Source organism: Desulfotomaculum copahuensis, assembly GCF_001655685.1.
GTDB classification, from domain to species: domain Bacteria; phylum Bacillota; class Desulfotomaculia; order Desulfotomaculales; family Desulfovirgulaceae; genus Desulfotomaculum_G; species Desulfotomaculum_G copahuensis.
Map to the genome: position 1 here is coordinate 36,836 of NZ_LYVF01000002.1, position 12,600 is coordinate 49,435.

A 12,600-nucleotide genomic window follows, 5' to 3' on the forward strand; every position below is an offset into this window, starting at 1 on the left:
CCGGGCCATACATGACGCCCGGCAGTAAAACGGAAACACACTTTGAACCGGATTCGGGTGCCCGCTTACCCGCGGCGCCAGGCGATCGGCATGCGCCGGCCGGTGCCGAAGGCCTTGGAAGTAACCCGCAGGCCCGGCGCCGCCTGCCGGCGCTTGTATTCGGCCCGGTCAATCCAGCCGGTGATTTTCGTCACCAGCCCCGGATCAATACCCCGGGCGGCGATTTCCTCCACCGGCTTGTTTTCTTCGATATAGTCGTGCAGGATGGCGTCCAGCACTTCGTAGGGCGGCAGGGAATCCTGGTCCTTCTGATCCGGCCTCAGCTCCGCCGAGGGCGGCTTGCTCAGCACATCCGGCGGGATCACCGGCCGCTCCCGGTTGATGTAGCGGGCCAGTTCATAAACCATCACCTTGGGCACGTCGGCCAGCACCGCCAGGCCGCCGGACATGTCGCCGTAAAGCGTACAGTAGCCCACCGCCATTTCCGACTTGTTGCCGGTGGTCAGGGTCAGGTAACCCTCCCGGTTGGAAATAAACATTAAAATATTGCCCCGGATGCGCGCCTGCACGTTTTCCTCGGCCAGATCCCCCACCGGCTGGTCCGCCGGGTTCAAGGCGGACAGGTAGGCGGCGAACATGCCCTCGATGGGCAGCTCCCGGTAGGCGATGCCCAGGTTTGCGGCCAGTTCCCGGGCGTCGTTCCGGCTGCCCGGCGAGGAATAGCGGGAAGGCATGGACACCCCGAGCACATTTTCCGTCCCCAGCGCCTCCGCCGCCAGCGCCGCGGTCACCGAGGAATCGATGCCGCCGCTCAAGCCCACCAATGCCTTTTGAAAACCCGTCTTGTGCAGGTAGTCCCGGATGCCCAGCACCAGCGCCCGGTGGACATAGCTGATGTCCTCCCCGGACAGATGCGCCCGGCCGGCCTTGTGTACACCGCATCCACCGGCGTCAGCCCCTGCCGCGCGGCTTTCCCCCCCACTGGTTTTCCCGCTGTCATATTCTTCTTCGCAAACCGCCGGCCAATCCCCCGCCCCCCGGGTCCCGCCCCGGACATCATCCGTTCTCCTTTTTGTCACCGGGCCTTCCGCCGCGGGAACAGGTTCGCGGGCCGGAAACACGCGCGCCGGCCCGGTTTCCGCCCCGGCAGCGGCTGCTGCACCCGGCAGGCTGGCAAGTGCCCGCGCCGCCTCTTCCGGTTTTGTTTCCACTGATTTTAATTCCGGCACGGAGGCGGACGGACTTTTTCCCGCCAGCAGACTATCCGTATCCACCAGCACCAGATCCTCCACAAAACTGCCGGCCAGGGCCGCCAGCCCGCCCCGGGCGTCCACCGCCAGGCTGGTGCCGTCAAAGATCAGTTCGTCATTGCCGCCTGCCTGGTTGACATAAATAATGCCCACCCGATGTTTGGCCGCAACGCGGCACAGCATGTCCACCCGCTGCCCGATCTTACCGTAGTGGTAGGGCGAAGCGGAAATATTGATGATCAACTCCGCCCCCCGGGCGGCCAGTTCCTCCACCGGGTCGATTTCATACAGCTGCCGGTTCCAATAATCCTTGTCGTTCCAAATGTCCTCGCAGATGGTCACGCCCAGCCGCCGGCCGGCAAACCACACCGGCTCCCTGACCGCGGCCGGTTTAAAGTAGCGGCTTTCGTCAAAAACGTCATAATCGGGCAAAAGGCTCTTGTCCTGCCGCCCAACCAGCCGGCCGCCGGCATACAACAGGGCGGCGTTATAAAGGAAGCCGGCCGGGCCGGCCGGGATCACGCCCCGGCCGGCCCGGTCCCTTGTTTCCGGGCACGCATGATCGGCATCCGCATTTCCGGCATCCGCACCGGGATTGGTAGCGGAAAAACCATGCGGCGCCTCCCCTGCTTTTTGGATACAGGGCGGAGCCGCACCGGCGTTGGGGCCGGATAAACCCGCGCCCACCGGGGCGCCGGCCACCGGCGCGCCGAGCAGCAAAGGGATTTCCCGGCTGGCCGGAGCGATGGTTTCCTCCAGCACCCGGGCCACCCGGCGCAGGAAATCCGGCCGGCATAGCAGATCCCGGGGCGGGTAGCCGGTCACCGCCAGTTCGGGGAAAACCGCCAGCGCGGCCCCGGCCCGGCGGGCCTGCTCGGCCGCTTTGACAATCTTCCCCGTATTCCCGGCCAGATCCCCAATAGTCGGATTGAGCTGTGCCATGGCAATGATCATCGTACAACCCCTCTCTCCCCTTATTTTACCCCGGCCGGCACCCCTGTCAAGGCGGCAAAATTTTTGCAAATTTTTTTGTGAATTTTTTATTTCCTCAGCAGGAATTTCATACTATGTGACGAAAATGATGGATCAAACGAGAAAAGGGAAGGTATTTGCCTGATTTTGACATATCTTCGCTTATCTGGATTTTTGAGCACATGTTAGTATGGCCGGGCGGCCTGTTCGGGCGGGGGAATGTTTTGGCATAGGTAAACACAACCGGCAATGAAAGATGCTCAAGGAAAGACATGTGGGAGCCTGGTTTGGTTTCGGCGGGAAAAGTGTCACCGCACCGGTTTAAGTAACTTTTCATCAAAGGAGACAAGCCCCGGGGGCGCGGCAAACCGTCACCCGCTCACTGTCTGCGTTGCACCGGGCGGACTATGCTCAAAGAATCGGTACACAACTTCTTCCTGCTCATGGTGCTCCAGGGCTTTCCCGAAAGCCTGGCCATGACTATGTTCGTGTTCAGTTTCGTTGGCCTGCGTCTGGAACCGGGCAAAATCTTATTGGTCGCCCTTTTGCAGACGGCCACCAACCTGGTGCTCCTGCTGCCCATCGCCTTCGGCGTACATACGATTCTCTTGATTTTCGCCCTGGCATTCTATGTTCGGTTGGCCACCGACGCCAGATTGAGCAAGGTAATGGTGGCTGTGGTCGGGTGTTTCGTGATCGTTGGAGTTACGGAATTTTTATATATAAGTCCCCTGCTGCATTTAACCGGTTTAAGTTATGTAACTGTAACAGCCAGCCCGGGATTAAGCGCCCTGTTCAGTTTGCCGTATGATGTTTTACTGGTGGTAATGGCCCTGGTCAAAAACCAGCGCAACAAGAAAGCCGGCGGTTTTTCCGCTTAATCGCCACAGGAGGGTGCTGCGATGTTCTCCGCGCCACACCGGTTCACCGGCCGCCTGGGGGAAAAGCTTTCCCGGTCCGCCGACGAAATGGAAATCGCCTCTTATGGCTTGCAAATGCTCGCCCTGACTGCGGCCGACCTAATCGCTGTATTGCTGGTGGGCTGGCTGCTGGGTTGTCTGACTGAAACACTGGCCGTTTTATTAGTGGCTGGCCTGCTGCGTTCCTTTTCCGGCGGCGCGCACAGCAATTCGCCGTTGCGTTGCCTTATTTTCGGTGCACTGGCCGTACCAGCCCTGGGCAAAATTGCCGCCACCGGCGCTCCGCTGCTGCCGTCGGCCGTATTAATGGCTGTTATTACCGTCGGCCTGCTGGTTTCTTTGCCCGTGGTCTGGCGCCTGGCGCCGGTGGATTCCCCGGCCAAGCCGATCACCTCTCCGCACCACCGCCGCAACCTGCATCACCTGTCCGTGGCGGGAGTTGTGGCAGTGGCCCTGTTGCAAAGTATAATGTTGCTTAATCAGCGACCGGATCTGATTCTGGCCATGGAGTTCGGCCTGCTCTGGCAGGTGTTCTCACTGACTACCACCGGCCACCGGCTGCTTGCCCGGCTGGACCGGCTGCTTAGTTTAAATTTAATAAGAGGAGGTGAAAGTATATGAAGCGCTTATACATAGGACTATTAAGCACTCTGTTCGGTTCACTTTTACTGGTGGCCAACCTGACTGTTCACCCGGCCTGTGCTTGGTTTTTTTATCAACCAGAATTGCCCCAGACATTGAAAAAGTAAGTTTTTTTCGAGGGAGGAGTTCATTGAACCCTCCCCCAATATTTCCTAGCGGGGAGAGGACATGAGAGACTGGAAGGAAAAGCGGAAAAAAGATTTTTTTGAACATGTCAATGTATTGCACAGTGCCGGCATACTTATTTTTATTCTCGCTTTAATCTCTGCTTACAACATCAAGCTGTTGGATTTTAATAATGCGCTAAGCCAGGTTGGTTTTGTCAGTATCATTATCCTCGCCGGCATGCTAATTTACCTCGGCTACAAAATCTACTACAACCTGGACATCGATCGCCTGCCCAATGCCGCCGAAGTACTGCTGGTCATCGCCCTGATCCCGGCCAGCATCACCCTGGCCTATCTGGCCAACGGCCAGTTCGGCGTGAAGATGGTGCTCCTCATTCCGGTGCTCATCGCCTCCTCCGCCTGGGGCAAGGAGTTCGGCCTCGGTGTGGCCACGCTCGCCTGCATGGCGCTTTTTTACGTCGACCTCTCCAATCCGGTGATTAAAAACTTTCAGTTCGTTTTTGAACAGGATCTGGTCAATACCGGGGTAATTATGCTCACCGCCTGGTATGTCGGCGGCATGACCAATGTAGAGAGGGATACGCGCGAGGCGCTGATTGAAATGGCCAATGTGGACGGCCTGACCGATCTGTACAATCACCGTTGCTTCCAGGACAAACTGCTGCTCAGCCTTTCGGAGGCCAAGGGAAACCACTCCCGCCTTTCCCTGATCATGATGGACATCGACTACTTCAAGCATTACAACGACCTGTTCGGACACCAGGCCGGCGACCAGGTATTGATCACCATCGGCGGCATCCTGAAAAACCTGGTTAAACCGCCCTTTTACGCCGCCCGCTACGGCGGGGAGGAGTTCGTGGTGGTCATGCCCGGCGCGGATCTGGAAGCAGCCGCCGCTCTGGACGCCGAGATCAAAAAAGCCGTTGCCGAAACCCCACTCAAAGGCATGGAATTTCAGCCCGGCGGCAGATTGACCATTTCTTCGGGCATCGCCGGCTACCCCTGGCACGACCACACCCCCTGGGGGCTGATCAAGGCGGCCGACGACGCCCTTTACCAGGCCAAGTACGGACGGCGTAACAAGCTGCATTTTTATTTTTCCGTGGTGGACGAACTGCGTTCCTTGAGCTCGTCCGAAACGGAGCTGATCAATTTCCTCAAGCCCTTGCTGGCCATCATCAATGTGCGCGACCGGTATACCTACGGTCATTCGGAACGGGTGACCGTCTACGCGACCGCCCTGGCCGGCAAGCTCAACCTGCCGCCGGACGAGGTGGAGTTAATCCGCCACAGCGCCCAGCTGCACGACATCGGCAAAATCGAAATTGATACGGAAATCCTGAACAAACCGGGCAAGCTGACCGGCGAGGAATGGGAAATAATCAAAAAGCATCCGGTCTGGGGCAGTGAAATTTTGCGCCCGCTTACCTCCCTGACCGGAGTGATGCCGGTGATCCGCCACCACCATGAAAACCTGGACGGCACCGGCTACCCGGACGGCCTGGCCGGCGAAGACATCCCCCGCGGGGCGCGCATCCTGCGCATAGTGGACAGTTTCGACGCTATCACCACCAACCGGCCTTATAAAAAGCGCCTCAACGAGGAAGAAGCCTGCCGGGAAATGCAAAGAGGCGCCGGCAGGCTGTATGACCAGGACATGCTGGACACCTTCATCCAAATGGTACGGAAAAAAGAACTGCCGGCGGTGATCCGCCAGCCGGATATCGTTCCCGAATCATAATTTTTGTGAAACGAAGAACATCCGGTTCATTCCCCCACCCCCGCTTCCCTGGTGGGGATACGAGACAACTCTGCCCTGCTTTCATTTTTATACATAATCATCTAAGTAACCCGGATGATTTCAACCGCCCGTGGCGTAAGTTCCAGCCGGTTTTCCCGGCTGACGGACAACCCCCTGGTCCGTTACCTGCAGATATTTCCCGCTGTTGCACTGTCACCACCCCGCCGGAAGAACCCTCCACCGCTTTTACCGGACCCCGGCAGCGGCCGCCCGGCGGCCCGGGCCACATAACGGGTCAGGCGGGGGAGCAGGGCGGTTTGCAGCCCCGTCCTGACGCCATACAACCCCTGCAACGCCCGCAGCAATTCCTCCAGGGAAGCGTTCCCCGCCCTCTCCCCCAGCCCGCCGACAGTGGCGTCCACACAGGCGGCGCCCGCCTTCAATGCGGCCACGGTGTTGGCCAGCGCCAGACCGAAGTCGTTGTGGCCGTGGAATTCGATCTCCATGTCCCCCAGTGCCGCTTTGAGACGGCTGATGCGCTCAAAGGTGGTCAGCGGATCCAAAACGCCCACCGTATCGGCATAGCGCAGGCGGCGCACACCCATCTGCCGGGCCAGCCGGGCGTACTCCAAAAGAAAGTTGTAGTCCGCCCGGGAAGCATCCTCGGCGCCCACCGCCACCCGGCAGCCGTACGCCGCCGCGAAGCGCAGCGCGCCTTCCAGGCGCGCCAGCACCCAGCGGCGGTTTTTACCCAGCTTGCTGCGGATCTGCAAATCGGACACCGGGCCGGAGATGTGGATGTCCCTCACCCCGCAGGCCAGGGAGGCCTGTATATCCGTCACCAGCAGGCGGTTCCAGGTGCTCACCCGGCAGCGCAGGCCGAGGCCGGCTATGGCGCGGACGGCCTGCTGTTCCAGTTCGCCCATCGCCGGCGTGCCGGCTTCGATCTGGTCCACCCCCAGCCGGTCCAGCAGGCGGGCGATGGCCACTTTTTCCCGGCCGGTGAAGGCCACCCCCGGCGCCTGCTCGCCATCCCGCAGGGTGGTGTCCAAAATGCTAAAATGCCGCATCGGTCCCGCCCTCCAGTAGCATGCCGGCCGCGTCGGCGCGGCAGCGCCGGCAATGGGTCATCTGCGCGATCACGGGTGCCAGCTTTTGCCGGATGCGGGCCACCTGACCGGGCGGCGGGGGCTGCAGGGCGGCAAAGGCGCCCCGGGGGATCAGCGGAATCACATTCATCAAATGCGCGCCGGCCGCCCGCACCGACCGGGCCACCTGAAGCAGGTGGCCGTCGTTGACGCCGGGGATGAGCACGCTGTTCACCTTCACCGCCAGACCCATTGCAGCAGCCAGGCGGATGCCGGCGTACTGCGCCCGCCAGAGCAGTTCCGCCCCGGCGGCGCCCCGGTACACCCGGCCCCGGTAAAAGACATGCCCGTAAATGCGGGCGCCCACCGCCGGCGACACGGCGTTCACAGTCACCGTCACCGCCCGCACGCCGGCACTCTTCAATGCCGGCAGGTTTTCCGGCAGCAGCAGGCCGTTGGTGCTCAGGCATTTGATCAAATCCGGAAAATGCGCGTGCACCAGGCGCAGGGTGACCAGCGTGGCCCGGTTGGCCAGGGGATCGCCGGGACCGGCGATCCCGATTACCCTGATGCGCGGCTCCTTCGCCAGCGAGCGGCGCACATGCTGCAGCGCCTCTTTGGGCGACATCAGCCGGCTGGTCACACCGGGGCGGTTCTCATTGGCGCAGTCGTACAGCCTGGTGCAGTAGTGGCACTTGATATTGCAGTCCGGGGCCACCGGCAGGTGCAGCCGGCCGAACCAGTGCGCAGCCGCTTTATGAAAGCAGGGATGCTCCCCCACCAGTTGATTAATTTCATTCATTTTCGGCAACCTCCTCGCTCGCCAGCATTCTCACGCAATCATCCAGCGCACCGGGCACGGCGGCGTCCGTTTCCATAATCAACAAACCTTTCCCTGCCGCCAGTTCCCGGGCGCAATGCCCGGCGGCCAGGCAGACCACCGCCCGGCAGTCCGCCAGTAAGGCCATTTTTTGCTCCATGGAGGCTTTGGCCGTCTTTTCCCGGCAATCCGCAGCGCCTCCGTTGCTCTCCCGGACCTCAATCTGCCTCACTTTGCGGCCGTTCAGAGTGAAGATCAGAAACTTTCCGGCACGGCCGAAATGCTGATCAACATACATACCCTCCCGGGAGGCCACGGCCACCTTGATCTCTTCCGGCCACACCGGCCGTACCGCCGGGCTTTCCCCGGACGGACGTGCCAGCCGCCATACCGGTGCGTCGAGCAGGGCGGCCATTTCCCGGGCCAGGTGGACAAGGCCGTCGAACCCGGCATAGGGGCTGGTCTCCTGCGGAAAAACCAGAAAAGGCACGCCCAGCTTGTGCGCCATGAATTTTTCGCGCGTGCCGCCCACCAGCAGGTGCGGCCGGCGGCGGCGCAGAAATTCAGCCAGCTCAAGCTCATGCGCGTCGTCCACCAGCAGGGCGCCGCGCTTCAGGCGCCGTCCGGCCTCCCGGTAATCCTCCCGGCAGCCGAACTGCGAGCCGTTCATAATCAACTCCATCCCCAGTTCCTGAAAGACCCGGGCCATCGAGCCCATGCGCGAAGCGCCGAAAAACAGGGCCACCCGCTTGCCGGCCAGGCTTTTCAGGTAGGGGGCCGCCTTTTGCCGCGCCGCCGTCGCCTCCTCCCGCACCCATTTTTCCACCCCGTCCCGGTGAAAGAAGCGGCCCAGTGCCTGCAGGGCTGCCGCCGTTTCGGCCAGCCCGAAAAAAGAAACCTTCAATTGCGGGATGCCGTAGCGCTTTTCCATGGCCTCCGCCATCATCCGGCCGGTGCGCCGGCAGTGAACGATGTTCAGCGCGGCCCGGCGGGCGCGGGACAGATTTTCCACTGACGCCCGGCCGGACACGGCGCAGATGATTTTTAAGCCCAGCCGGCCGAGCAGTTTTTCAATTTCTTGCAGATCACCCCGGATGTCGAACTCGCCCAGGATGTTGACGCTGTTTGCCAGCACCGGACCGGGTTCGCCCCGGTCGATAAAATATTCCAGCAGGGCGGCGGCGGCCGCGTCATGCCCGTCACCCTGGCCGACGCCGCAGAAACCGGGGCAGAGCACCGGCGCCACGGGCAGCTTCAGCTCAGCCGAGGCCTCCCCGCAGACCGCTTCCACATCCTCGCCGATCAAACCGGCGGCGCAGGTAACGTAAACCAGCACCCCTTTGGCCCCCGGGTGCAACCGGACGGCCTCGCCGATGCACCGGCGCAGCTTCTCCCCGCCGCCGAAAATAATGTCCTGTTCCTCCAGACAGGTGGCGGCGACGGGGTAGCTCTTGCGCCGCACTGTGACGGCGTTCCAGGCACAGCCAACCGGTCCGTGCATCAGGTGGAGCACGTCCTTGACGGCGGCCAGCATCCAGCGCGCTCCGTAAAGGGCGCAGGCGCGCTGCGAAACCACCCCCGGCAGGGTGGCCTGTTCGCACCGGGGCAGCCCGTCGCCGCCGCAGCCGGCTCCTTTCACCATTAGATGTCCGGCGCGTTCCGGCATCACTTCAACCGGCATTTCCACAGCGGATCACCCCCTTGTTAATGGTGGCGCGGGCCGGCGGCACACACCGGCCGGTCTTCCGGCCCTCGTCCGTCCCGCCCGCCCTGCCGGCGCAATTTTATAAAAATGGAGCCGGGCCGGCCGGGCGCCGCGGGAACCGGATTTCCCACCGGCCGGCCCGTCCCCAAAGAAGAACCTGTGTACACACAACGGCTCCCTACAGCTGGTGTGTCCGGTCGTCCGGATACTGGTAGCCGAGAATGCTGTTCACAATTTCCGTCAACAAGATTTCCCCACCCCGGTAGCCTACGACGGCGCGCTTCTGGTAGCCGAAACGGTCGTAAACGGGAAAGCCCGTCCGGACCAGCGGCACCTGCAGCTCTTTGGCGATGTCCACGGCTTTGGAGTTGCCGATAATCAAATCCAGCCGGGGCAGTTTTTTCAGATATTCCTCAAATTCAAACAGGTCGCCGCCGTTCAAGAGCAGCGGATCGCCGGTGAACCCGGCTTCTTTCAAGATGACAGACATATCGCGGGTGAAAGTTTTGCTGGCCGTGCCGCCGGCCAGGGCCACCGGCTCCAGGCCCATTTCCAGGGCAAACCGGGTCACGCCCAGCACCACGTCCGGATCGCCCATGACGGCCACTTTCTTCATCATGGTGTGGTGAAAGGTGTCGGCCAGGGAATCAATCAGCCGGCCCCGTTCGTCCAGCAGGCTTTCCGGCACCGGTTGCCCGGTCACTGCGCTCAATGTGCGCAGGAACTGATCCGTTCCCTGCACACCCACCGGCGGCGGACCAACCACGGCACGCACGCCGTATTTGCGCTCCAGGTAGCGCGCCCCGGCCTGGCCGGCGTGCGGCAGCAGGGCGAAAGTGGCCAGCGAGTTGGCCATGTCCCGGATCTGTTCCGCCGGCGTCCCCCCCGGCGGTTCATAGGGAAACTTCTGCGGCGGCCGCAAGGGCGCGTCCAGCGGGTCCGAGATGTCGAAAAGCACAATCCCCTCCACGCCCATGTGCCGCAGCAGGTGCTTGATCTCCCGGATATCGCCCGGATAGAGCAAACCGGGAATGATGTTCACCTTGCCGTTCGGTTTGTCTCTCACCGTGGCCATGTTCTCCACAAAGGCGCGCGAGGCCCGGTCGTAGCCCTCCAGGTGGGAACCGGCGAAGCTGGGCGTGTTCACCAGCACAATCTCAATACGGTCCGCCTGTTCCGGGCCGATCTCCTGACGTAACTGCGCCCGGGCCAGCTTGATGAAACTGACCATGTCGTCTCCGATAATCTCGCTCGAACAGGTGGTCACCACCCCGATCACTTCCGGATGGTAGCGCACCACCAGGTTGCGCAGCCCTTCCACCAGGTTGCGCCGGCCGCCGAAAACAGCCGCGTCCTCATGGAACGAGGCGGTGGCGATGGTGGCCGGCTCCTTGAACACCCGGCAAAAGGTATAGCGCACATAGGTGGCGCAGCCCTGGGCGCCCTGCACGAAAGGGATCGCCCCGTGCACCCCCAGCACGGCCCACATGGCCCCCAGGGGCATGCAGGTGCGGTTAGGGTTGACCACTACTGTGCGCGAGCCGGCCGACACCAGTTCCGGCGCCCGCTCCGCATAAGCCGGGGCGCAGGGAATCTTTTCGATTTTCAGCTGATCGTAGGGAATGCCTTCCACCGGAATTTCATTCAACCGCATTTTCTTCCCCCCTCACCGTGTTGATGCCCCACTGGAACCGCCAGACCGGGGCGTAGATGCCCTGGTAAAGATCCCGGGCGAAGTTGATCATGCCGGCAAACCCGGCATAGGGTCCTTTTTCGTAAGAATGGGAGTTGACCGTGGGTATGCCCATCTTGCGCCCGAGATATTTTTCCTTCAAACCGGTCAGGAAAAGATCAGGCTTTGTCTCGAGCAGCATTTCCTCAATTTCGAATTCGTTGGGCGCGTCAATGACCAGCATGCCGGCCTGCGCGCGGGCGTTGATCTTTGCATAGTCGTCTGCATGGGCGAAGGTGCAGGCGCCGGCCACCACCGTCATGCCTAATTCCTCCATCAGCTTGATCCAGTGCCAGACCCGGGGGCCGCCGACGTAAATGGCCACCCGTTTGCCCTGCAGCTTCTCCCGGTAGAAAGCCAGGCTTTTTTCCACCCGGGCCAGTTCTTCAGCAATCACCTGTTCCGCCCGCTCCTGCAGGCCGAAGAAGGCCGCCGTTTCACGCAGCGCTTTGCTGGTCTGGTGAATGCCGTACAGGGAGCAGCGGATGAAGGGTATTGCATAGCCGTCCTGCTCCATTTCCGCGATGTATTCGGCCGAGCGCTGGCAGTGCACCACATTCAGCCTGACATCGGGCATTTTGACCAGGTTTTCGATGCGCTCGTTGCCGCTGAAAACAGCCACAATGCGCACGCCGATCTTTTCAAAGAGCGGTTTGACCACTTTCAAATCCCAGTCCATATTGTAGTCGCCAATCAAGCAGACATCGTAAGGGGTCTTTTCCTCCCCGCGCATCTTCAACTCCGGCCGGCGCTCCCGCAGGGCATGCACCTGGCGGTAAAACTGGGTGTTGAAGTCATGGTGCCCCTTGGACTGGCTGACCCCGGAACAGCCCGGCGATTCGGCGGTGAAGGTCAAAAGGCCGGTTTTCTGCTCGATCTGCCGCGCCACCGCCTGCACATCGTCGCCAATCAGACCGGTGGTGCAGGTGGTGAAGATAATCAGGCCTTTAGCTTCCGGAAAAAGCCGGATCGCCTCCAAACAGGATTTTTCTAGCTTTTTCATCCCACCGAAGACCACGTCCTTTTCCTGCATGTCCGTAACCACGCAATAACGGCGGTTGAAAGCCGCATTGGCCAGCCGGCCGGGCAGCGCCCAGGGGTACAGATCGGACAGGTGACGCCGGGTGCCCCAGGTGTACCAGGCGCAGCCCACGGGGGCGTGCACCATGGCGATGATATCGGAGATGGGGCCGCCGATCACCCCCCGCGCGCCGGCAAAGGCGCAGCCGCGCTCGGTCATATCCCCGGGCAGGGTGGCGATGTTGCAGCTGGGGATGATCGATTTGTCCGCTTCGGTTTGGTAAATATGTTTATCCCGCTCGGGGATAGACTCGTCGCATTTCATTTTGACCATCGGCATGGCGGCATTCCCCCTTTGTCAAGTCGAATTATCCCGTACGAACCGGCTTTTGGGCCGCGTCCGGACTGATCACGGTGCCGCCGGTGACGCCGGTCCTGAGCGAACGACTTGCGCAGCGCCGGTAACAGCGCCCGGCGCTGCTCCGGGTAACCGGACGGCGGCGCGAAACCAGCGGCATACAAATAAATCACTATACGGTAATCAAGCAGCAATAGAAGCCCTAAAAGCAACCGTTTTAAAAA

General features: G+C 61.4%; 10 protein-coding genes. 4 read left to right on the forward strand and 6 right to left on the reverse strand.

Going from position 1 to position 12,600, the window contains the following annotated elements:
* Positions 1-65: 65 nt before the first annotated feature.
* Positions 66-2,204 carry an NAD(+) synthase gene (gene nadE / locus A6M21_RS19025; RefSeq protein WP_242868710.1) on the reverse strand — a complete coding sequence of 713 codons (2,139 nt, stop codon included), beginning with the start codon at positions 2,202-2,204 and terminating at the stop codon, positions 66-68.
* 425 nt (positions 2,205-2,629) lie between these two features.
* Here nadE and A6M21_RS00155 point away from each other — a divergent pair, with 425 nt between their 5' ends.
* The 4 genes from A6M21_RS00155 (at position 2,630) to A6M21_RS00165 (ending at position 5,653) form a co-directional block, all read left to right on the forward strand.
* The gene (locus tag A6M21_RS00155) at positions 2,630-3,103 is read left to right on the forward strand and encodes a hypothetical protein (RefSeq protein ID WP_066665769.1); all 474 of its coding nucleotides are present in this window, start codon (positions 2,630-2,632) and stop codon (positions 3,101-3,103) included.
* Positions 3,104-3,124: 21 nt separating this feature from the next.
* Positions 3,125-3,763: an accessory gene regulator ArgB-like protein gene (locus A6M21_RS00160; RefSeq protein ID WP_066665770.1), complete on the forward strand. Its 639-nt coding sequence runs from the start codon at positions 3,125-3,127 to the stop codon at positions 3,761-3,763.
* Complete coding sequence (locus A6M21_RS17655) at positions 3,760-3,891, forward strand: cyclic lactone autoinducer peptide (RefSeq protein WP_078060263.1); 132 nt, start codon at positions 3,760-3,762, stop codon at positions 3,889-3,891. Before A6M21_RS00160 ends, A6M21_RS17655 begins: the two co-directional genes overlap by 4 nt.
* A gap of 61 nt (positions 3,892-3,952) precedes the next feature.
* The gene (locus A6M21_RS00165; RefSeq protein WP_066665772.1) at positions 3,953-5,653 is read left to right on the forward strand and encodes a bifunctional diguanylate cyclase/phosphohydrolase; all 1,701 of its coding nucleotides are present in this window, start codon (positions 3,953-3,955) and stop codon (positions 5,651-5,653) included.
* Between the two features lie 182 nt (positions 5,654-5,835).
* Here A6M21_RS00165 and A6M21_RS00170 read toward each other — a convergent pair whose 3' ends face one another.
* The 5 genes from A6M21_RS00170 to A6M21_RS00190 form a co-directional block, all read right to left on the reverse strand.
* On the reverse strand, positions 5,836-6,723 hold the full coding sequence (locus tag A6M21_RS00170; protein WP_066665774.1) for a beta/alpha barrel domain-containing protein: 888 nt from the start codon (positions 6,721-6,723) through the stop codon (positions 5,836-5,838).
* Entirely contained in the window at positions 6,710-7,543 is an 834-nt protein-coding gene (locus A6M21_RS00175; RefSeq protein ID WP_066665776.1) for a radical SAM protein, read from the reverse strand. Before A6M21_RS00175 ends, A6M21_RS00170 begins: the two co-directional genes overlap by 14 nt.
* Positions 7,536-9,242 (reverse strand): nitrogenase component 1, encoded by a 1,707-nt coding sequence (locus A6M21_RS00180; RefSeq protein WP_242868716.1) that lies wholly within the window; start codon positions 9,240-9,242, stop codon positions 7,536-7,538. Before A6M21_RS00180 ends, A6M21_RS00175 begins: the two co-directional genes overlap by 8 nt.
* Positions 9,243-9,444: 202 nt before the next feature.
* Positions 9,445-10,920: a nitrogenase component 1 gene (locus A6M21_RS00185; RefSeq protein ID WP_066665785.1), complete on the reverse strand. Its 1,476-nt coding sequence runs from the start codon at positions 10,918-10,920 to the stop codon at positions 9,445-9,447.
* On the reverse strand, positions 10,907-12,358 hold the full coding sequence (locus A6M21_RS00190) for a nitrogenase component I subunit alpha (protein WP_066665786.1): 1,452 nt from the start codon (positions 12,356-12,358) through the stop codon (positions 10,907-10,909). The genes A6M21_RS00185 and A6M21_RS00190 overlap by 14 nt, the downstream gene beginning before the upstream one ends.
* Positions 12,359-12,600: the final 242 nt, after the last annotated feature.